At 66.9% G+C, this 20,692-nt stretch carries 23 protein-coding genes and 1 tRNA gene; 12 read left to right on the top strand and 12 right to left on the bottom strand.

What is annotated here, in order from left to right:
• Positions 1-91: 91 nt before the first annotated feature.
• The 8 genes from ACO056_RS16415 to ACO056_RS16380 all read left to right on the top strand — a co-directional run bounded on the left by ACO056_RS16415 (position 92) and on the right by ACO056_RS16380 (position 7,149).
• Positions 92-595, top strand: a complete 504-nt coding sequence (locus ACO056_RS16415; protein WP_421848651.1) for a YbjN domain-containing protein — start codon at positions 92-94, stop codon at positions 593-595.
• A gap of 150 nt (positions 596-745) precedes the next feature.
• Positions 746-1,546, top strand: a complete 801-nt coding sequence (proC, locus tag ACO056_RS16410) for a pyrroline-5-carboxylate reductase (protein ID WP_421848649.1) — start codon at positions 746-748, stop codon at positions 1,544-1,546.
• Between the two features lie 179 nt (positions 1,547-1,725).
• Positions 1,726-2,469 carry a Bax inhibitor-1/YccA family protein gene (locus ACO056_RS16405; RefSeq protein ID WP_421848647.1) on the top strand — a complete coding sequence of 248 codons (744 nt, stop codon included), beginning with the start codon at positions 1,726-1,728 and terminating at the stop codon, positions 2,467-2,469.
• A gap of 121 nt (positions 2,470-2,590) precedes the next feature.
• Positions 2,591-3,400 carry a hypothetical protein gene (locus tag ACO056_RS16400; protein ID WP_421848645.1) on the top strand — a complete coding sequence of 270 codons (810 nt, stop codon included), beginning with the start codon at positions 2,591-2,593 and terminating at the stop codon, positions 3,398-3,400.
• Between the two features lie 220 nt (positions 3,401-3,620).
• Positions 3,621-3,696: transfer RNA gene (locus tag ACO056_RS16395), tRNA-Ala, on the top strand.
• Positions 3,697-3,889: 193 nt separating this feature from the next.
• Entirely contained in the window at positions 3,890-4,945 is a 1,056-nt protein-coding gene (gene obgE, locus ACO056_RS16390) for a GTPase ObgE (RefSeq protein WP_421848643.1), read from the top strand.
• 126 nt (positions 4,946-5,071) lie between these two features.
• Positions 5,072-6,205 carry a glutamate 5-kinase gene (proB, locus tag ACO056_RS16385; RefSeq protein WP_421848641.1) on the top strand — a complete coding sequence of 378 codons (1,134 nt, stop codon included), beginning with the start codon at positions 5,072-5,074 and terminating at the stop codon, positions 6,203-6,205.
• A complete protein-coding gene (locus tag ACO056_RS16380) occupies positions 6,202-7,149 on the top strand; it encodes an NAD-dependent epimerase/dehydratase family protein (RefSeq protein ID WP_421848639.1) in 948 nt (315 codons plus the stop codon). The genes proB and ACO056_RS16380 overlap by 4 nt, the downstream gene beginning before the upstream one ends.
• A gap of 135 nt (positions 7,150-7,284) precedes the next feature.
• Here the strand turns inward: ACO056_RS16380 and ACO056_RS16375 are convergent, their stop codons facing one another.
• From ACO056_RS16375 to cobA, 7 genes are all read right to left on the bottom strand, one after another.
• Positions 7,285-8,616 (bottom strand): ABC1 kinase family protein, encoded by a 1,332-nt coding sequence (locus tag ACO056_RS16375; RefSeq protein WP_421848637.1) that lies wholly within the window; start codon positions 8,614-8,616, stop codon positions 7,285-7,287.
• Positions 8,613-8,963 carry a DCC1-like thiol-disulfide oxidoreductase family protein gene (locus ACO056_RS16370; RefSeq protein WP_421848635.1) on the bottom strand — a complete coding sequence of 117 codons (351 nt, stop codon included), beginning with the start codon at positions 8,961-8,963 and terminating at the stop codon, positions 8,613-8,615. Before ACO056_RS16370 ends, ACO056_RS16375 begins: the two co-directional genes overlap by 4 nt.
• 187 nt (positions 8,964-9,150) lie before the next feature.
• A complete protein-coding gene (locus ACO056_RS16365; protein ID WP_421848633.1) occupies positions 9,151-9,954 on the bottom strand; it encodes a phosphoadenylyl-sulfate reductase in 804 nt (267 codons plus the stop codon).
• Entirely contained in the window at positions 9,944-10,375 is a 432-nt protein-coding gene (locus ACO056_RS16360; RefSeq protein WP_421848631.1) for a DUF934 domain-containing protein, read from the bottom strand. Before ACO056_RS16360 ends, ACO056_RS16365 begins: the two co-directional genes overlap by 11 nt.
• Positions 10,368-12,002, bottom strand: a complete 1,635-nt coding sequence (locus ACO056_RS16355; RefSeq protein ID WP_421848629.1) for a nitrite/sulfite reductase — start codon at positions 12,000-12,002, stop codon at positions 10,368-10,370. Before ACO056_RS16355 ends, ACO056_RS16360 begins: the two co-directional genes overlap by 8 nt.
• 2 nt (positions 12,003-12,004) lie before the next feature.
• Positions 12,005-12,301, bottom strand: coding sequence for a DUF2849 domain-containing protein (locus ACO056_RS16350; protein ID WP_421848627.1), 297 nt, complete (start codon positions 12,299-12,301; stop codon positions 12,005-12,007).
• The gene (gene cobA, locus ACO056_RS16345) at positions 12,298-13,083 is read right to left on the bottom strand and encodes a uroporphyrinogen-III C-methyltransferase (RefSeq protein WP_421848625.1); all 786 of its coding nucleotides are present in this window, start codon (positions 13,081-13,083) and stop codon (positions 12,298-12,300) included. Before cobA ends, ACO056_RS16350 begins: the two co-directional genes overlap by 4 nt.
• Before the next feature lie 169 nt (positions 13,084-13,252).
• On the opposite strand from cobA, the gene ACO056_RS16340 reads away from it, so the two are divergent.
• Positions 13,253-13,717, top strand: a complete 465-nt coding sequence (locus ACO056_RS16340; protein ID WP_421848623.1) for a DUF3237 domain-containing protein — start codon at positions 13,253-13,255, stop codon at positions 13,715-13,717.
• 6 nt (positions 13,718-13,723) lie between these two features.
• Here ACO056_RS16340 and ACO056_RS16335 read toward each other — a convergent pair whose 3' ends face one another.
• The 4 genes from ACO056_RS16335 to sseA form a co-directional block, all read right to left on the bottom strand.
• Positions 13,724-14,659 (bottom strand): mechanosensitive ion channel family protein, encoded by a 936-nt coding sequence (locus ACO056_RS16335; RefSeq protein ID WP_421848621.1) that lies wholly within the window; start codon positions 14,657-14,659, stop codon positions 13,724-13,726.
• Positions 14,656-15,885, bottom strand: coding sequence for a cystathionine beta-lyase (gene metC / locus ACO056_RS16330; RefSeq protein ID WP_421848619.1), 1,230 nt, complete (start codon positions 15,883-15,885; stop codon positions 14,656-14,658). Before metC ends, ACO056_RS16335 begins: the two co-directional genes overlap by 4 nt.
• A 178-nt stretch (positions 15,886-16,063) precedes the next feature.
• Positions 16,064-16,357: a hypothetical protein gene (locus ACO056_RS16325; protein WP_421848617.1), complete on the bottom strand. Its 294-nt coding sequence runs from the start codon at positions 16,355-16,357 to the stop codon at positions 16,064-16,066.
• A gap of 6 nt (positions 16,358-16,363) precedes the next feature.
• On the bottom strand, positions 16,364-17,209 hold the full coding sequence (gene sseA / locus ACO056_RS16320; protein ID WP_421848615.1) for a 3-mercaptopyruvate sulfurtransferase: 846 nt from the start codon (positions 17,207-17,209) through the stop codon (positions 16,364-16,366).
• 303 nt (positions 17,210-17,512) lie between these two features.
• Between sseA and queF the strand changes: the two genes are divergently transcribed.
• Positions 17,513-17,974 carry a preQ(1) synthase gene (gene queF, locus ACO056_RS16315; RefSeq protein ID WP_421848613.1) on the top strand — a complete coding sequence of 154 codons (462 nt, stop codon included), beginning with the start codon at positions 17,513-17,515 and terminating at the stop codon, positions 17,972-17,974.
• Between the two features lie 36 nt (positions 17,975-18,010).
• Here the strand turns inward: queF and ACO056_RS16310 are convergent, their stop codons facing one another.
• Positions 18,011-18,406 (bottom strand): histidine kinase, encoded by a 396-nt coding sequence (locus ACO056_RS16310; RefSeq protein WP_421848611.1) that lies wholly within the window; start codon positions 18,404-18,406, stop codon positions 18,011-18,013.
• Positions 18,407-18,606: 200 nt separating this feature from the next.
• Here ACO056_RS16310 and ACO056_RS16305 point away from each other — a divergent pair, with 200 nt between their 5' ends.
• Positions 18,607-19,350, top strand: coding sequence for an SDR family NAD(P)-dependent oxidoreductase (locus ACO056_RS16305; protein WP_421848609.1), 744 nt, complete (start codon positions 18,607-18,609; stop codon positions 19,348-19,350).
• A 160-nt stretch (positions 19,351-19,510) separates the two neighbouring features.
• Positions 19,511-20,551 (top strand): alcohol dehydrogenase family protein, encoded by a 1,041-nt coding sequence (locus tag ACO056_RS16300; RefSeq protein ID WP_421848607.1) that lies wholly within the window; start codon positions 19,511-19,513, stop codon positions 20,549-20,551.
• Positions 20,552-20,692: the final 141 nt, after the last annotated feature.

The raw sequence follows: 20,692 nt of genomic DNA, 5'->3' as shown, positions 1-20,692 counted from the left end.
TGCCCAGCCCCGGACGGGGCCCCGATTGCCGCCACGGGCCTGCTCCGCGATGGCACGCAGGTGCCCAGTCCGGGTACTTGAGGAACACGCGATGCGCACCGGCCATGAAGACAGCGAACGCGAGGATGCGGCGCCGGTCGATATGCTCGCCTCGCTGTTCGAGGCGCGCGGTTGGCCTTGCGAGTTCGTGTCCGAGGACGAAATCCACGGCGAGATCCAGGGCAGCTGGGCCAGCTACCAGCTCCGCTGCATCTGGCGCAGCGAGGACCACGTCCTCCAGATTCTCTGCCTCCCCGATATCCGCGTCGCCGAAGAAAAGCGCGGCGCGATGTTCGAGATCATGGCGCTGATCAACGAGCAGGTCTGGCTTGGCCACTTCGATATCTGGTCGAACGGCTCGGTCCTGCTCTATCGCCACGGCCTCATGCTGGGCGATGATGGCCTGCTCAGCCTCGTCCAGGCGCAGACCGCGATCGAGGCGGCGGTGGATGAATGCGACCGGTTCTACCCGGCGTTCCAGTTCCTCCTGTGGGGCGACAAATCCCCCGCCGAAGCCCTCGCCAGCGCCCTCATCGACGCAGCCGGCGAGGCTTAGCCAACCCCGCCAACCTTCCCACCGTTCGTGTCGAGCGAAGTCGAGACACCACCCGCAGCGCCTGGTGTCTCGACTTCGCTCGACACAAACGGGAAAAAAGGCTGAAATTCTGTCAGCCCCCATCTTCCGGAAAGGGGCAGGAGACCTGACGTGACCTTTTCCCTTCTCCAGTTCGGCTGCGGCAACATGGGCGGCGCGATGCTGAACGGCTGGCTTGCCGCCGGGTTCGATCCGGCCGCCTTCACCGTGGTCGATCCGCTGCTGGTCGAAGCTCCTACCGGCGTCAGCCTGCTGCGCGAAGCGCCGGAAGGTGCGCTGCCGGCCGATGTGGTGCTGCTCGGCTTCAAGCCGCAGCAGTTCGCTGCTTCTGCCGCCGCGATCCGGCCGAATGTGGGGGAGGGCACGCTGCTGTTCTCGATCCTCGCCGGGGTGGATCTTGCCACCTTGCGCGGCGCTTTCCCGCAAGCCGCCGCCATCGTGCGCGTCATGCCCAACCTTGCCGCGGCAATCGGCAAGTCGCCCATCGCGCTCTACGGTGATGCTGCGGGCGCCTTGCGCGAGCGGGCCGAGGCGCTGATGGCCCCGCTCGGCCCCGCCGAATGGCTGGCGGAGGAAGGCGCCATGGATATCGTCACTGCGCTGGCGGGCTCCGGCCCGGCCTTCGTTTACCGCTTCATCGATGCGCTGGCCGAGGGCGCCGCCACGCTCGGCCTCCCGCGCGCCCAGGCCGATCGGCTCGCGCTCGCCATGGTCGAAGGCGCCGCCGCGCTCGCCGCGTCCGCCGCCGATGCGCCGGGTGAGCTCGCCCGCCGGGTCGCCAGCCCGGGCGGCACCACCGAGGCCGGGCTCAAGGTGCTCGATGCGGATCAGCGCCTCGCCGAGCTGATCACCGCCACCCTGCGCGCCGCGCGCGACCGCAGCGCGGAGCTGACAGAGGCCGCTAGGAAATAGGGCCAGAAAATAGGGCCAGAAATTGGGGACACTCCCTATTTTTACTGAGCCGGGCCAAAACCGGAACTTATTACGCTTTGACACACTCTGTTATGGCCCCCGCGCTTGAAAAGGCGTCGCTTTGGGGCGATATTGGCAGCACTCGGTCCATCCCGGGCCGAAACGGAGTTTGGTACGTCATGGCAAACTGGAATGACCCCCAGCCCTCAGGCTGGAGCCCGGCAGGCTTCGGCGCTGCGGCGGGTCTCGCCGGGCGCGGCGCCGCGTATGATGCGGGTCTGCGCCGCTACATGCTGTCGATTTACAACTACATGGCCTCGGGCGTGCTGCTCTCGGGCGTGGTCGCGCTGTTGTTCGCCTCGACCGGCATGGCCGAGGCGGTGTTCGGCACCCCGCTGCGCTGGCTCGTCGCGCTCGCCCCGCTCGCCATCGTCATGGTCATGAGCTTCGGCATCAACCGGATCTCGACGACCACGATGCAGGCGCTGTTCTGGGCCTTCAGCGTGCTGATGGGCATCTCGCTCTCGGCGATCTTCGCGGTCTACACCGGCCCGTCGATTGCGGCGACGTTCTTCGCCACCGCGGGCGCCTTCGCCGGTCTCAGCCTCTATGGCTACACCACCACGAAGAGCCTGTCGGGCTTCGGCACGTTCCTTATCATGGGTCTCGTCGGCATCCTGATCGCCAGCGTGATCAACATCTTCCTGCAGTCGCCGGGCCTTGCCTGGGGCATCAGCTTCCTCGGCGTGCTGATCTTCGCAGGCCTCACCGCCTACGATACGCAGAAGCTCAAGCTGATGTACGATCAGGTCGCGGGCACGGAATTCGCCGGCAAGATGATCGTGCTCGGCGCGCTCACGCTTTACCTCGATTTCGTCAACATGTTCACGTTCCTGCTGCAGTTCATGGGCGATCGCCGCTGATCTGAAGCCGGTTCGGTTCACATTACCGTGCCCGGCGGGCCATCCGGCTCGCCGGGCATTTTCTTTGTGCGATAGGCCGGTTAAACCGCGCGTCAGCCTTTTTCCGGGGGAACCTTCTCGCATGCCACGTACCTCGCGCCCTGCGGCGCCTGTTTTCCAGACGATCGCCCGGTTCCTCCCCGCCGCCGTGCTCGCGGCTGCGCTGGCAAGCTGTGCCGCGCCCGCGCCGCCGCCACCCCCGCCGCCGCCCCCGCCGGCGCCCAAGCCCTATATCCCGCCGCCGCCCAAGCCGACCCCGCCTTCCGGCGCGAGCGACAGCCTCGCCATCCCTCCGCTCGATGCCAGCGGCCTGCGCCAATCGGTCAATCGCAACATCTCGCCCACGCAGATGCTGTGGAACCTGCGCTCGGCGTTCAACGTCGCTGCGCTCAACTGCAACGATCCCAAGCACGCCGAGATCCTGCCGCGGTACAAGACGTTCCTGAAAAACTACAACATGACGCTGGCCGCGGCGAACCGCAAAGTCGATGCCGAGTTCAAGACCCGCTATGGCGCCAAGTTCACCGCCCCGCGCGAGGCTTACATGACCTCGGTCTACAACCACTTCGCGCTGCCGCCGGCCATGCCGGAATTCTGCAACGCGGTGCTGGCAGTTACGGGCGATCTGGAGTCGCTCACGCCAGCAGCGCCCAGCGCGCCCACCCCGAAGACGGCACGGGCCAAGGCTGCCGCACTCAAGGCGCCGCCACGGGTGATTACCCTGAAACCGGCCGAGCTCGAGGCTTTTGCCGTGCGCAGCCTGCCGAACATCGAGATCGTCTACGACGATTTCTACCGCCGCTATGAGAAGTACCGGGTCGATCTCGCCGAATGGAACGCGCGCTACGGCCCGCCGACCGCCTCCGCGACGGCCGCGAGCGGGACGCCTTGAAGGGTTTTCACCGAATACCCAAACCGCGCATGCTGAGCTTGTCGAAGAATAACAGCGCGACGCGGCCGCGCCAGCACCCTTCGACAAGCTCAGGGTGAGCGGGTCATGAGATGATCCGGCGTGTTTCATTTTGCACTTGGCAAGCGCGGCCCCGCTGGGCTAAGGGCCGCGCTCCCGGCAGGGCAGCGTTCGCGCGGTCATGCCGGCGGATACTGGGAACGGGGCCGTAGCTCAGCTGGGAGAGCGCGTCGTTCGCAATGACGAGGTCAGGGGTTCGATCCCCCTCGGCTCCACCAGTATGCCGTAAATTGGTCCTGAGCGGCCTGCGAACGGCACCTTTCTGCGCTTCCGGTGCTCACGGCCATCAAGGCCGCTGCGCCGGTTCGCGAACGGCACCATTCTCGGCTCGCTCAGAGCCAATTTCCGACATACTGGTCTTCACCGCCAGCGGGTCGGGACAAAATGTCCTCTTTCCGTTAGAACTGTCCCATGCATTTTCTCGACCAGGCCAAGATCTTCATACGCTCGGGTGCGGGCGGGCCGGGTGCGGTCAGCTTCCGGCGCGAGAAGTATGTCGAATATGGCGGCCCCGATGGCGGCAATGGCGGCAAGGGCGGGGACATCATTTTCGAGGCGATCAGCGGCCTCAATACCCTGATCGACTTCCGCTACACCCAGCACTTCAAGGCCCCGCGCGGCGGCGGCGGCGCGGGCAAGAACCGTACCGGCGCGGGCGGCGATGATCTTGTCATCAAGGTCCCCGTCGGAACGCAGGTGATCGACGAAGACGGCGAGACTGTGCTCCTCGATCTCAGCGAGCCGGGCATGAGCGCAACCCTCCTGCGCGGCGGCGATGGCGGACGCGGCAACCTTTCCTACAAGACCTCCACCAATCGCGCCCCGCGCAATGTCGGCCCCGGCTGGCCGGGCCAGGAAATGTACGTCTGGCTGCGGCTGAAGCTGCTCGCCGATGCGGGCCTTGTCGGCCTGCCCAATGCCGGCAAGTCCACGTTTATCAACCAGATCACCAACACCAAGGCCAAGGTCGGCGATTACGCCTTCACCACACTGCGCCCGCAACTGGGCGTGGTGCGCCACCGCAATCGCGAATTCGTGCTGGCCGACATCCCCGGCCTGATCGCGGGCGCTGCCGAAGGGGCAGGGGTGGGCGACCGCTTCCTCGGTCACATCGAGCGCTGCCGCGTGCTGATCCACCTGATCGACATCAACGGCACCGACCCCGCCGATGCCCTGCGCATCGTCGAGGAAGAGCTTGAAGCCTACGGCGGCGGCCTTGAAGACAAGCCGCGCCTGATCGCGCTCAACAAGATCGACACCGTCGACGCCGAACTCGTCAGCGCCTTCCGCGCCGAACTGCGGGCCGCCGGCGCTCGCCGTGTGTTCCCGATCTCGGGCGCCACGGGCAAGGGCATGAACGCGCTGCTCGATGCCGTTCTCGATCACCTCCCCGCCGCCACCGCCACCGAACGCCCGGAAGGCGAGGTCGAGGACGCGGCTGATCAGGTACCTTGGTCACCGATTTGAGTTGAAACTCGTCATCCCCGCGCAGGCGGGGATCCAGAGCGGCATAGCGCCCCGCCCGCGATCAGCACGGACGGCTCAACCCAGCCCCTTCCCGCGCCGCCGCATTTCCCCTAAGCGGCGGCCACCATGTCCGTCGAGAACCTTCCCCAACTGACTGATCCTGCTGCCGCGCCGCGCCTTGTCATCAAGGTCGGTTCGGCGCTGCTGGTGGGCAAGGATGGCGCGCCGCGCCGTGCGTGGCTCACGCTGCTGGTGGCGGAGATCGCCGCCGCCCGTGCGCGGGGGCAGGATGTGATTGTCGTTTCGTCGGGCGCGATTGCGCTGGGCGCGCGCAAACTTGGCCTTGCGCGGGGCGGGCGGGGGAGCCTTGCCGATGCGCAGGCCGCCGCCGCCGTCGGCCAGATCGCGCTGGCCGGGCTGTGGGCGGAGTTGCTCGCCGCGCATGGCCTGATTGCCGCGCAAGTGCTGCTCACGCTCGAGGACCTTGAGGACCGCCGCCGCTATCTCAATGTCACCGCCACGCTCGGCACGCTGCTCGCGTCGGGCGCGGTGCCGGTGATCAACGAGAACGACACCGTCGCGACCGAGGAAATCCGCTTCGGCGATAACGACCGCCTTGCCGCCCGCGTCGGGCAGGCGGCGGGCGCCAGCGCGGTGCTGCTGCTCTCCGATATCGACGGGCTCTACGATCGCGATCCCCGCCTTGAAGGTGCGGTGCGCATTCCCGTGGTGCGCGGCGTCACGCCGGAAATCCACGCCATGGCAACCGGCGGCTCCTCTTCCGGGCTCGGCTCAGGCGGGATGACCTCCAAGCTCCAGGCCGCCGAGATCGCGGGCCTTGCCGGGATTGCGCTCGCGATCATCGATGGCCGCCCGGATAGCCCCATCGCCGCCGCCTTTGCCGAGGAACGCGGCACCCTGTTCTGCCCGCCCGGCAAGGCCCGCGCGCGCAAGGCCTGGCTTGGCGGCAAGCTGCGCATGAAAGGCGCGGTCACAGTCGATGCAGGCGCCGCCGCCGCCCTCGCGCGCGGTTCCAGCCTGCTCGCCGCCGGGGTCACAGCGGTCGAAGGCACGTTCCTGCGCGGCGATGCGATTGCCGTCAACGGACCGGATGGCGCCGTGCTCGCGCGCGGCCTCAGCGAATATGACGCTGCGGAGTGCACCGCGCTGATGGGCCACCCTTCCGCCGATCATGATGCGCTGCTCGGCTATGCGCCGCGCTCGGCGCTGATCCACCGCGATCAGCTGGTGATGCTGTGAACGCAGCGGGAGGCGATCTCGTCGCCGTTACCGGGGCGACCGGCTTTGTCGGGCAGGCGGTGCTGCTCGCCTCAGCCCGCCACAAGATCGAGGTGCGCGCGCTCACCCGGCGCAAGCAGCGCCTGCGCGGCGGGGTCGAATGGATCGATGGCGATCTGGCCAGCAAGGATGGCCTCAAGCGGCTGATGGATGGCGCCAGCGCGGTCGTTCATATCGCCGGGGTGGTGAACGCGCCCGATGCGGCCGGCTTCGAGGAAGGCAACGTGCAGGGCACCCTGCGCGTGATCGAAGCGGCGCATGAAATGGGCGTGAGCCGCATGATCCACGTCTCGTCGCTCGCCGCGCGCGAGCCGCAGCTCTCGCTCTATGGCGCATCCAAGCTGCGCGGCGAGAAGCTCGTCCGCGCCTCCGGGCTCGATTGGACCGTGGTGCGCCCGCCCGCCGTGTTCGGTCCGCGCGATACTGAAATGTTCGAGCTGTTCCGCCTCGCGCGCCGGGGGATCGTGCCGCTGCCGCCGCCGGGCCGGCTTTCGGTCATCCACGTCGCCGATCTTGCCGAGCTGCTCCTCGCCTTGCTCCCCGGCAGCGAGGCGACCACGCACCAGATCTTCGAACCCGATGACGGCGAGCCGGGCGGCTGGACGCATGTCCGCCTCGCTAAGGCTATCGGTGCTGCGACCAATGCAGGGACCGGGCGCGAAAAGCCGATTCGCCCGCTCTCGCTCTCGCCCCGGATGATCGGCCTTGCCGCCCGCGCCGATCGCTTGCTGCGCGGCCGCAAGGCCAAGCTCACGCCGGACCGCGCGCGCTATATCTGCCATCCGGACTGGACGGTGGGGGAGGGCGCCCAGCCGCCCGCATCGCTCTGGCGCCCCCGCATCGACACGCGCGAAGGGCTCCACGCCACCGCGGCCTGGTACCGCGAGGCGGGCTGGCTGAAGTAGAGCATCGTTTGGACCGAGAGCCGTCGCCTCCCCAAACCCCGCTCATGCTGAGCTTGTCGAAGCATCATACGCGTCGGTCGCGCCAGCACCCTCCGACAAGCTCAGGGTGAGCGGGAGTTGGGAGATCAAGGGGGCTCAGGCAGGCTCGACCAGCCCCGCCAACCGCGCGGCGACCATCGCCTGCAGCGGCAACCGCGCTTTCATCCGCACCGCCAGCAGCGCGGTGCCGCTCACCTTGCGCTGCACGAACAGCGTGTCCATCGGCGGCAAGTGCCAGGTGTCACGGTCCTGCGCCACCGGCTCGCCGAAATCGCGTAAGCGGGCCACGAAGCTGCGGTCGGCGAAGTCGAAGATCTCGGCCTTGTTCACATGTTCGAGGATAACCCCGATCACACCTTCAAACGCCGCGCCGTGCCGGGCCATCTGCTCTTCCGAGGCAAAGCCCACCTCGCAGATCCGGCGCTTGAGCTCGGCGGGATCGCCGTCGAGCCCGGCCTGCATCATCCGCCGGTAGGCCGTCTGCGTCTCTTCCGGCACGCCCCGCGCCGCGCCGAAATCGAGCAGCACCACGCGGCCCGTTTCCGGCTGCCAGCGATAGTTGGCAAAGTTGGGATCGGTTTGCATGAAGCCGAAGGTGAACAGCTCGCGCAGCACCAGATCGAGCATTGCGCCCATCACCCGGTCGCGCACCTCCTGCGGTGCATCGGCCAGCGTATCGATGGGCTTGGCGGCGATGAAGTCCATCGTCAGCACGCCGGGGCCAGTCAGCTCGTCCACCGGCGCAGGCACCACGAACTGCGCCTCGCCCGCCAGCATCGCGCCGTAGCGGCGCATCTGCTCGGCCTCGCGCAAGTAATCCGCTTCCTCGTGCAGCTGGCGCTTCGCTTCGGCGAGCAGCGGCGTGATATCGAGCGCCTTTGGCAGCAGCCCCGAAACGCGCAGCAAGGTCGCCACGTTGTCGATATCGGCATCGATGCTCGCCGCGATCCCCGGATACTGCACCTTGACCGCCACGGTGCGCCCATCGTGCATTACCGCGCGGTGGACTTGCCCGATGGAGGCCGCGGCAATTGGCGTCGCTTCGAAGCGCGCGAACTTCCGCCGCCAGTCCGGCCCCCACGCGGCGGCGAGCACCGTCTGCAACTGCTTGGGCGGCATGAAATGCGCCGCATCGCGCAGCCGCGCGAGGATCGCGGTCAGTTCCTGCGGCAGCAGATCACCCGCATCGAGCGAGATCATCTGTCCCAGCTTCATCGCCGCCCCGCGCAGCCGCGAAAGCTGCTCGGTCACGCGCGTGGCATTGGCGGGAGTGAGTAGCAGGTCCGCCATCGCCGGCCGCTCGCCGCGCGCCAGCCGCTTCGCGCCCTCGGCGATCACTCCGCCAGCGACACCGCCCGCCAGCTGGCCAAACGCGGAGAAGCGGCCGAGGCGGCTGGTCGGAACCTTGCGATACCTGTCGTCGCTCAACGCATCATCCTTTGCAGCGCGGGCCGCACCCGCAGAAACCGCACATAGGCCCATTCAAGCGCCGAGAGCACTACGGGAATGCGCGCGATCAGGCCCAGCGGAAGCAGCAGCGGGATCGCCCGCCACATCGCGGCAAACGCCGCCGCGCCATCGAGCAGCACGCCATCCTCGCGCGCATGGAGCCGCGCCAGCAGCAGCGTCCGGTCACGCGGGCAGGCGGCGCCGTCCTTGCTCACATCGACAAAATCGATCCGCCGCGCCCGGTCCAGCCGCCGCATCAGCGCAATCTCGCGCGTGCAGAGCGGACAAGCGCCGTCATACCAGACAGTGAGCGGGGAAGGGGGCATGCCGACCCGCCTAGGCCTTCGGGAGAAGTCCTCACAAGGTGCTCAATGGTGAGGGAGACCCAACCGCCGTTGTGCCCCCCCAACCCCGCTCATGCTGAGCTTGTCGAAGCATCAAACGCAACCGTAGCGCCAGCACCCTTCGTCAGGCTCAGGGTGAGCGGGGTTGGTAGGGGGAGATAAGTGCGCCTCAGAACGCCGGATCATACCCCGGAGGCAGTTCGCCATCGCTCTCGCTCGCGGGCGAACCCGGCACGTGAATGCCGCATTCCACCTTGTCCCAGCCCTTCCACCGGCCCGAACGCGGGTCTTCGCCCGGCGCGACCTTGCTGGTGCAGGGGGCGCAGCCGATCGAGGGATAGCCCTGCGCCACCAGCGGATGGCGCGGCAGATCGTGGAGCGCCATGTAGGCTTCCAGATCCTCGGACGTCCACGAAGCGAGCGGATTGAACTTCAGCCGCCCTTCCGCGTCGGTCCGGTCGATCTCGAAGCGCGGGAGGCCCGAACGCGTGGACGATTGAAAGCCCTTGCGCCCGCTGATCGAGGCATCGAACTCGAGCAACGCGCGCGCCAGCGGCTGCACCTTGCGGAGATCGCAGCAACCATCAGGGTCCCACGACCAGCGCAGCCCGTTCTCGTCCTTCTTCGCCACCAGGTCCATATCCGGCTCGACAATCAGGAGGTTGGTCAGCCCCAGATGCGCCACCAGTTCGTCGCGATAGGCGATCGTTTCCGGGAAATGCTTGTGCGTTTCCAGAAAGATCACCGGGATCGCCTTGTCCACCTCAGCAATCAGGTGCAGCAGCACAGCGCTTTCAGCGCCGAAGCTGGAGACGACCGCCACCTCGCCGATCAGCTTGTCCTTCAGGACGCTGCGCAGCATTTCGGGCGTATCGGTACCGCGAAACAGGTTGTTGAGCCGGATCGCATCACTTTCGGTGAAGCGCGGCCCGGTCGAAAGCCGGTCGATCTGGCGGGTCTCGTTAGAGGCCATGGCGCTTGGCCCAGATGGGCGAGCGGCCGTCCACCGTCTTCTGATAGACGTCGGGCCAGGTCGCGAAGGCCTGCTGCGCCGCTTCCGGAGCAATCGCCTTGGCGGGCGCAAAAGCATCGAACCCGCAGCGCTTCATGTGGCTCAGCTGATCGAGCAGCACATCACCAGTCGCGCGCAGTTCGCCCTTGTAGCCGTACTCGCGCAGGATCCGCGCCGAGGAATAGCCGCGCCCGTCGCCATAGGCCGGGAAGCTCACTTCGACGAGCGCGATGCGGCCGATGTGCGGCAGCAGCGCGCGCGCATCCTCGCCCGGCTCGATCCGCACGGCAGCCGCGTTATCGGAAGCCAGAAAGTCCGCCAGCGAAAGCACGGGGGCACCGCTCGCCGTATCGACGCGCAGGCGCAAAAGGGACTCAGCCATAGATCGCCTCCTTGAACGGCGCGGCGCCAATGCGGCGGTAGGTATCGATGAAGCGCTCGCCCTCGGCGCGCGCCTTCAAATAGACTTCGGTCGCGGTCTCGATCGCATCGACGATCCCGTCCTCGCTGAAGCCCGGTCCGACGATCTGCGCGAGCGAAGTATCCGCCGCTTCCGAGCCGCCAAACAGCAGCTGGTAGTTCTCGGTGCCCTTCTTATCGACACCCAGGATGCCGATGTGGCCCGCATGGTGATGCCCGCAGGCATTGATGCAGCCCGAAATCTTGAGCTTCAATTCACCCAGCGTCCGCTGCCGTTCGGGTGAGGCGAACCGCGCCGAAATCTTCTGCGCCAGCGGGATCGAGCGCGCATTGGCAAGGCTGCAATAATCGAGCCCCGGGCAGGCGATGATATCGCCGATAAGGTCGAGGTTCGCGGAGCCCAGACCTGCCGCATCGAGCTTCTGCCACAGTGCGTAGAGATCGCTCTGCTTCACATGCGGCAGCACGATGTTCTGCGTGTGTGTCACGCGCAGTTCGTCGAGGCTGTAGGCCTCCGCCAATTCGGCCATCAGGCGGATCTGGTCCGCCGTGGCGTCACCCGGAATGCCGCCCGCAGGCTTGAGGCTGATCACGACCGCCTTGTAGCCCGCCTGCTTGTGCGCGGCGGTGTTCTGGTCCGCCCACACGGCAAAGTCGGGATCGCTGCGGTCATAACCATCCGCCAGCCCGCTCTCGAGGCCGGGATCGGCAAAGAACGCCGCAATCCGCTCGAACTCGGCCTGCGGCGGCTCCAGCCCCAGGGTGAGGATATGCGCGAACTCTTCCTCGACCTGGCGGCGGTATTCGTCCGCCCCGATCTCGTGGACGAGGATCTTGATCCGCGCCTTGTACTTGTTGTCGCGGCGGCCGTAGCGGTTGTAGACGCGAAGGCACGCCTCGGCATAGCTCACCATCTGCAGCGCGGGCACGAAGTCGCGGATCACCGGCGCGATCATCGGGGTGCGCCCCATGCCGCCGCCCACATGGAAGCGCGCGCCGATCTCGCCCGCTTCGTTCGTCACGATCTGGATGCCGATATCGTGCAGCCGCATCGCCGCGCGGTCGGTATCGCTCGCGATCACCGCAATCTTGAACTTGCGCGGCAGGTAATCGAACTCCGGATGGAAGCTCGACCACTGGCGCAGCAGCTCGGCATAAGGGCGCGGATCGACCAGCTCGTCCGCCGCCGCTCCGGCGAAGTGATCGGAGCTGATGTTGCGGATGCAGTTGCCGCTGGTCTGGATCGCATGCATCTCGACGCCTGCGAGATCGGCCAGGATCTGCGGCGTGTCTTCCAGCTTGATCCAGTTGTACTGGATGTTCTGCCGCGTGGTGAAGTGGCCATAGCCGCGGTCATACTTGTCGGCGATATCGCCCAGCAGCCGCATCTGGCGCCCATTGAGCGTGCCGTAGGGAATGGCCACGCGCAGCATATAGGCGTGGAGCTGGAGATAGAGCCCGTTCTTCAGCCGCAGCGGCTTGAACTGGTCCTCGGTGATCTCGCCCGCCATGCGCCGTGCCACTTGCCCACGGAATTCCTCCACGCGTGCATCGACCATCGCCTGATCGTATTCGTCATACTGGTACATGTTCAGACTACCTGCTTCGCGGCTTCGGGATCGCCGGGGCGGAGGGAAAGGTCGAGCCGGACCGTGGGGCCAAGCGCGCGGATGCGGTCCTTGATATGCGCGGGGCGCACGCCGTCTGCGGTCTGCGTCGCGGCGATCGCATAGCCCGCGTTCACGCGCTGCGCGGCTTCTTCGGCGGCGAGGATCGCATCGGCCGCATCGCCGACGTCAACCGCGTCGTTCACATCGCGTGACCAGCCTTTGCCGTCCCACCACACGACATCGCCGGACGCCAGATCATTCCCCGTCAAAATCTTCACGCCGCATTCTCCGCAATCTTCAGGAGTTCATGAGCCTGCTCGCGCGCGGTCACTTCGCCGATCACGATCAGGGCAGGGCTCTTCACCCGCTCCTCCGCCACCAGTGCGCCAAGGCCCGCCAGCGCCCCGCGCAGCACGCGCATCGTCGGCCGCGCCGCGTTCTCGATCACCGCAACCGGCATATCGGGCGCAAGGCCGTCGGCCATCAGCTTCTCGGCAATCGCATCGCTGGTGGCGACGCCCATGTAGATCACCAGCGTGCGGCCGACGCCGGCAAGGCCCGCCCAGTTCTGATCGGCAAGGCCCTTGCATTGCCCGGCCACGAAGCTGACGATCGAGGCACTGTCACGGTGCGTCAGCGGAATCTGCGCCGCCGCCGCCGCGCCCAGCGCCGCGCTCACGCCGGGCACGACCTGCACCGGAACCCCGGCGGCATGGCAGGCCTCCGCCTCTTCACCGCCGCGCCCGAAGATAAACGGATCGCCGCCCTTCAGCCGCACCACATCGTGCCCGGCCAATGCCTCGCGCACCAGCAGCGCATTGATATCGTCCTGCTGCATCGTGTGCCGCGCGCGGCTCTTGGCGACCGAAACCAGCCGCGCATCTGCGGGGACCAGGGCCATGATCGCCGGATCGACGAGCCCGTCATGCACCACCAGCGTCGCCGCGCTCAGCAAACGCGCCGCGCGCAAGGTCAAAAGGTCCGGATCCCCGGGGCCTGCGCCCACGAGGTAGACGGTTCCGATTCTGCCAGAATCGCTAGAGGCGGGCGAATTGCTCATGGGCGCCAGATGGTCCCTGCGCCCCGCAATCGCCAGCGAGGAATGCTAGGGGGAGGGCTAGGTAAGCTTTAGCCGATTGCCCACCCTCGCGCCCGCGCCGAAGTCTGCTTGTCTTCCCCGTTTGAACGGGTCTTAATGAAGCCAAGTTCAAGAGCGGGGGAGAAGCCGAATGGAACTGGTGCACGAGTTCACCTTCAGAGCCGGTCTGAAGCCGCCGCTTCCGGTTGGTGCAGGCCCCATCGGCACCCGCATGTACTACGAGATCGACGGCGGCGAAGTGGTTGGCGAGCGCCTGAGCGGAACCATCCGCGGGGGCGGCGAGTGGGCTCTGATCGGGCCCGATGGCTTCCTCAGGGTCGACGTCCGCGCCCAGGTAGAAACCCACGACGGGGCCTTTCTATACGTGCAGTATTTCGGCCTGCTCGAAATGAACGCCGCCGTCATGGGCGCCATCGAAAACGGCACCGGGACCGAGTTCACCGATCAATACTTCTGCACCAATCCGAGGATTGAAACCGGCGACCCGCGCTACAGCTGGGTCAACACAACGTTCTTCGTCGGCGAAGGCCGCGTCCTGCCCGGGCTCGGGATCGAATACCGCGTCTACCGTCCGTCTAGGGGGGCGGCAGGCTAGCGCAACTCAACTGGCTTCGCTATCCCCGCGCCCCTTCAGCGCCTCCGCCAGCAGCCGCAGCCCGTCCGAATCCCGCAAGGTCACGTCCGATTGCGGCAGCGGAATGCTCACCTCGCTGTCCCTCAGCGCATGCCATGCCGCCTTCAGCACATCGGAACGCACGTTGCCCACGCCGTTTTCCGGGTCATTGATCGAGATGTAGATTAGCAGTTCGATCGCGCTCGGCCCGAAGGCGTTGAGCAGGATCGAAGGCGCCGGGTCCTGCAACACGCGCGGCACTGTCTGCGCGGCTTCCAGCAGCAGCCGTTCCGCCAGATCGAGGTCGCTGCCGTAAGCCACGTTCACCGGGATCGTGATCCCCACCATGCGCGAGGAGTAGGACCAGTTCTCCACTTGCGTGGTCATCAGGATTTCGTTCGGGATCAGGATCTCGCGGTTGTCGCGCGTCGTCACCGAAACCGCGCGCACGCCGATCCGGCTGACCTCGCCGAAGGTGCTGCCCTTGGTGTCAGTCAGCGCGATCACGTCGCCCGGCTTGATCGAGCGGTCCATCAGGAGGATCACGCCCGCGATCAGGTTGCCGAACGTCTTCTGCAGGCCAAAGCCCACTGCGAGGCCGAAGGCGCCCGAAAACACCGTCAGCGTGGTGAGGTTGATGCCCACCGCATCGATGCCGACGAGCACCGCCACGGTCCACACCGTCACCGTCATCAGCTTCTCGCCCAGCGCGCGCTGCGTGCCGTCGAGGCCCTTCATGCTGCGGACCGCGCGCCGCCCGACCCGGCCGGCCAGCCGCCCGAACGCGATCACCGCGATCACGACCACGATCATCCACACCGCGTTGAACAGCGAGATATGCGTGCGGCCGACATCGAAGCCGACATCGTCGAGCGAGGCGGCCCATTCGGCAATCGTGCGGCGCAATTTCGAAAAGTCGCTCATGCCGCTGCACTCCATACACCGAGCGCGCGTTCGAGATCGGCGATCAGATCGGCGGTATCTTCAAGCCCGATCGAAAGCCGCACCCCGAACCGGTCGCCCGCGTCCAGCCCCGGCAGCGGCCAGGGGCTCGCGGTGCGGATCGGTGCGGGATCTACGGGCGTGGCAAGGCTCTCGAACCCGCCCCACGAATAGCCGATGCCGAACAGCGCCAGCGCATCGATGAGCGCATCGCGCGCTGCCGAAGTGCCGCCCTTCAGCACAAAGCTGAACAGCCCGCAGCCGCCGGTGAAATCGCGGCTCCACAGCGCGTGTCCCGGCGATCCCGGCAGCATCGGGCAAAGCACTTTGGCGATTTCAGGCCGCGTTTCCAGCCACTCGGCAATCGCCAGCGCCGAAGCCGTCTCCTGCGCCAGCCGCAGCCCCATCGTGCGCAGGCCCCGCAGCATCAGCGAGGCATCATCGGGCGAGACCACATTGCCCAGCCCCTGCGCCCGCAGCCGCAACTTGCGGTGCCATGCCGGCCCCGCGCTCGCGCTGCCCATCATCGCATCCGAATGCCCGCCGACATGCTTGGTCAGGCTCATGATCGCGATATCCGCCCCGCGCTCCAGCGCCGGAAAGCCGAGCGGCGAGGCCCAGGTGTTATCGAGCACCACCGTCAGCCCATGTGCCTTGGCGATGGCGGAAAGCGCGGGAACATCGCAGACTTCGATAGTCAGGCTGCCCGGCACCTCCAGCAGCACCGCCTTGCTGCGCGGGCAGATCGCCGCTTCGAACGCCGCCGGGTCCGCGGGATCGAACCAGCGCGTCTCCACGCCGAAATCCTTGAGGAGGCCGCGCCCCATCGCCCGGCTAGGCTCATAGGCATTGTCGATCATCAAGATCACATCGCCCGGCCGCAGCACCGTGAGCAGCGCGCCCATCATCGCCGCGACGCCCGAAGGATAGAGCACCGTGCCTTCCGCCCCCGGCTCCAGCGCCGTCAGCGCCTCGGCCAGCGCCCACTGCGTCGGCGCGCCGCGGCGGCCATAGTAGAATTTCCCGTCAACATTGGCCGGATGCGCCCTGAGCGCTGCCATATCGGGATAGAGATGCGTGCTCGCCCGGTAGATCGGCGGATTGACCACCGCGCCGGGATGCTCCGCCGTCCCCGTCCAAGCCGCGCGCCGGCCTGCGCCGACCAGCCGCGTGCCGGTGCCGAGGTGTTCGTTGTCATGCTCTGCCATGCGCCACTCTTAGGGGCATTTTGCGGCGAAGGGAATCGTGCAGTCCAACCCAAACCCAGACCTGCCCCAAAACCCAAATCCCAAATCCCGCTCATGCTGAGCTTGTCGAAGCATCGCACGCAGCGCCCGCGCCAACACCCTTCGACAAGCTCAGGGTGAGCGGGGAAGGGGGGCCCCGTTACGCTCTCCCGTTGAACCAGTCCGTCGCGACAATGAAGCGTTCCGCAGCCAGCGGCGTATCGAATGGACCTACCAGCCTGCCCTCATGCCGAGGCGCAAACGTCGTTCCCTCAACCCGATCGCTTTCCCGCAAGTAAGTCTTGCCCCAGCGGAACTTCAGAATTTCGGCGCAGCGCTTGCCGTCGGCGCTGTAGAGTGTTGCTGCAATGCGATAGGCCTTTCTGGCCCGCGAGGTTTCAAGGCCCTTCGAGCGCAACTGCCTCCACCATCGCATCGGCGAAAAACCGGCCATTGCCCCCTACCGCGCCGCCCCCGTCTCCTTCGGCGTTTCGGGATCAGCGCCCCACTCCGTCCAGCTGCCGTCGTAGAGCGCGGCGTCGTCCTTGCCGATGAGGTGCAGCGCGAAGATCAGCACGTTGGCGGTCATGCCCGAACCGCAGCTCGAAATGATCGGGCGGGAGAGGTCCACGCCCGCCGCCTCGAACACGGCGCGGATTTCGGCGGGGCTCTTCCATGTGCCGTCGGGGCCAAACAGGCTGGCGTAATAGACATTGCGCGCGCCCGGGATGTGGCCGCTGGCGAGGCCCGGCTTCACTTCGGGTACGTCGCCGGTAAAGCGCCCCGGCCCCCGCGCATCGACGACCAGTTCGCCTCCGGTTTCAAGGTTTGCGAGCACATCGGCCTTGCTGCGCACGGTGCGGTCGTCACTCCACACCGTGAAGTGCCGGTGCCGCAGCGTTTCGCGCCCTTGCGCGCAGGGGCGGCCTTCCGCTTTCCACTTGGCGATCCCGCCATCGAGCAGCGCCACGTTCGCCGCGCCGAACATCGTCAGCATGAACCACGCGCGCGTGGCCGAGCGGATCGGGCTGTCGTCATAGATTACGATGCGGCTGCCATCGCCAAGCCCCAGGCTCTGCATCCGGCTGGCAAACCGCTCGGCGCTGGGGAGCATGTTCATCCCCGGCTGCGCGGGATCTGTCAGCTCGGCGAGGTTCATGAACACCGCCCCCGGGATATGGCACGCCTCATATTCGCGCAGCGGATCGCGCCCGTGCTCGGGCAGAAAGGCGCTGGCATCAACGATGCGCAGATCACTCGCGCCCAGCTCGCTGGCGAGCCACTGGGTCGAGACCAGGGAATCCATGGGTCAGCTCCGTCCTGCATGCGGCCCGTCTGTGCGGGTCCTTGGGGGTGAGACTAGTCGCGCTGTGCAAGTGCAGCAAGAAGGAAGAAGGGCTCGCGCAGAGGCGCAGAGGCGCAGAGTAATTGTGCTTGCGGCGCAGCCGCTCTGGTAAGTTGGCGCGGCGCACGCAAGTCTGGAGCGGCTTCGCCGCAAGAAGGCCATCTCCGCGCCTCCGCGCCTCTGCGCGAAACCCGCTTCCTCTTCTGCCCGCTTGCCCCGCCGCGCGCCGGGGTGCAAAGGCGCGGGCGCAAGAAAGGACCCGTCATGACCGATATCGGCGCCACCCCCCTCCACCTCGGCCAGACCAGCAGCCTGCCCGCCTCGCCGGAAGAGGCCGTCCTCGATTATGTGCCCAATCCGCGCGCTGGCTCGCTGTTTCTGGTGCGTTTTGCGGCGCCTGAATTTACCTCGCTCTGCCCCGTCACCGGCCAGCCTGATTTCGCACATCTGGTGATCGATTACGCGCCGGGCGAGACGATCGTCGAATCGAAGTCGCTCAAGCTGTTTCTCGGCGCGTTCCGCAATCATGCCGGCTTCCACGAGGATGTTACGGTTGGCATCGGCCAGCGCCTCTTTGCCGAGATGCAGCCGCGCTGGCTTCGCATCGGCGGCTACTGGTATCCACGCGGCGGCATTCCGATTGACGTGTTCTGGCAGTCGGACGCGCCCCCCGCCGGGCTGTGGGTGCCCGATCAGGGGGTCGCGCCCTATCGCGGCCGAGGCTGAGGCGGGGGTTGAGCCGGGGGCTGGGGCGGGGGCTGCTCAGCGCCCCCAGTAACCGCCGGATTCCCGGGCGATCCAGTCGCCGATGCGGTCATAGTCGCGGCTGATCTTGCCCACCGCGCGCCAATCGCCTTCGCTGCATTCGTGCTGTTCTTTCCACTGCAGCTTGTCGATCGCGCCCTGGATGCGCTGCGCGGTCCAGCCGTCGATCCGCCCGCGGTTCACTTGCCAGCGCAGTTGGCGCTCCAGCCCGTACCCGCGCTGGCCCGAGCAGGTGCCGCCAAAGTCACCGCGATCGCCCTGCCAGCCGCCGCCATACGGTTGGGCATAGCCCCAACCGTTCCCGCGCCAGTCATGCGCGCTTGCCGTACCACCCAGGGCCATCGCGCTGCCAAGTGCGAGCGCGGTGGCAAGAACCTTCGTCGTCGTCTTCATCGTCGTAACCCTTCACTGGTGCCGATGAAGCCATCGTGCCTGATTCGCCTTGGCATGAGCCTGAATGCCATGTTGGCTTTCGTTCAGGTTTATGGCCACTTTGCTGAACAAGATGTGCAGCCTCTTGCGCACACCCCGCTCCCTGCCGAAAAGGATGCGCAGGGAGGGCGCCGGCACATCAGGCCGCCCCGGGAGAGAGCATGCACAAGAACGGCGATACCGATTTCACCGGCCGCAAGGTCCTCGTCGTCGGCGGATCGAGCGGCATCGGCAACGGCATCGCCCATGCCTTCCGCCAACGCGGCGCGGCGGTGCATGTCTGGGGCACGCGGGCGCGGGCGGAAGACTATGATCCGGCCGAAGGTTCCGATCTCGCCGGCCTCGGCTACACCTCGGTCGACGTTGCCGATCCCGATGCCATCGAAGCCGCACCCTTGCCCTTCGCCAGTCTCGACATCCTCGTCCTTTCGCAGGGCACCGTCGTCTACAAGCGCGGCGAATTTGCGCGTGAGGGGTGGGACAAAGTCATGGCGATCAACCTCGACAGCCTGATGAACTGCGCCCGCAAATTCAAACCGCAACTCGCCGAGGCCAGAGGCAGCTTGATCACGGTCAGTTCGGTCGCGGGCTTCGGGGCCAATGTCGGCAACCCCGCATATGCCGCCTCAAAAGCGGGCGCGGTCAGCCTCACGCGCACGCTCGGCAATGCCTGGGCGGGGGAGGGCATCCGGGTGAACGGGATTGCCCCCGGCCTCGTCGATACCAAGCTCACCAAAGTGACCACCCAGAACCCGCAGCGCCTCGCCGGCTCCATCGCCCGCATCCCGCAAGGCCGCCTCGGCACGCCCGAGGACATGGCCGGCGCGGTCCTGTTCCTCGCCTCCCCGCTCGCCGCCTATGTCACGGGGCAGACGCTGATTGTCGATGGAGGGCTCACGCTGTGAGTGCACTCCCATCTCGCCTCCCCGCGTCCACCATTCCGCTCACCCTGAGCTTGTCGAAGGGTGATTGCCGCAAGCGCTGCGCTATGATGCTTCGACAAGCTCAGCATGAGCGGGTGCGGGTGCGGTGCGAGAGGAATACGGCAGCGAAAGGCCCCTGCGCATGAAGGCCCTGCGCTACTACGGCGCGCGCGATGTCCGCTATGAAAGCATGGACGATCCCGCGCCCCAGTCCCCCGCGGATGCCGTGGTGCGCGTCACCGCCTGTTCGATCTGCGGGTCTGACCTCCACATCTACCACGGCCACGGCTTCTCGGAAGACAAGGGCTTCTGCGTCGGCCACGAGGCGGTGGGCGAGGTTGTCGAAGTCGGCAGCGGCGTCCAGCGCCACAAGGTCGGCGATCTCGTCATGCTCCCAGCCGCCGTCGGCTGCGGACGCTGCCGTTCGTGCCTCGCGGGCGTGGTCCACACTTGCGAGTTTGGTGCCAGCGCCTGCTACGGCCTCTCCGCCCGCCTGCAAGGCTCGCAAGCCGAAGCCGTGCGCGTGCCCGCCGCAGACATGAACGCCGTCCCCATCCCCGAAGGCGTGAGCGAAGAGCAGGCGCTGATGATGACCGACGCGCTGGCGACGGCATGGTTCGGCGCGCGGCAGGCCGATATCCGCCCCGGCAGTTCGGTCGCGGTAATCGGCCTCGGCCCCATCGGCCTGATGGCGGTGGAAAGCGCCTTTGTGATGGGCGCGCACGTGGTCTATGCGATCGATCCGATCCCCGAACGCCGCGCCATGGCCGAAGCTTCGGGCGCGATCACGCTCCACCCGGACGAGGCGCTTGAACGCATCAAGGCCGACACCAAGGGCCGCAAGCTCGATTGCGTCGTCGAAGTCGTCGGCAGCGACGCGACGGTCGATTTCGGGCTGCGCCTGGTCCGCCCGCGCGGCACCGTCTCGGTCATCGGCGTCCAGCAATCGCGCCGCTACGCCTTCCCGCTCGAACGCGCCTTCGCCGCCGGCCTCACCTTCCGCATCGGCACGTGTTCGGTGCCCGAGGAACTGCCCGCGCTGTTCCCGCTCGTCCAGTCCGGCCGCCTCAAGCCCGAACGCACGATCACCCACCGCATGCCGCTCAGCGCAGGCGCGGAAGCCTACCGCCTGTTCGAGGCAAGGGAGGCGGGGGCGCTTAAGATGGTGCTGGTGCCGGATTGAGGGTCGCGAGGCATTCCCCCTCCCGTTCGTGTCGAGCGAAGTCGAGACACCGGGCGCTGCGTATGGTGTCTCGACTTCGCTCGACACGAACGGGAGGGGGGAAAGTCCTTCCACCAAAACCGCTCATGCTGAGCTTGTCGA

Source organism: Novosphingobium sp. (genome assembly GCF_965228995.1).
Taxonomy (GTDB): domain Bacteria; phylum Pseudomonadota; class Alphaproteobacteria; order Sphingomonadales; family Sphingomonadaceae; genus Novosphingobium.
The sequence above is the reverse complement of the archived record's forward strand: the minus strand, read 5'-3'. Positions and strand labels throughout refer to the sequence as shown.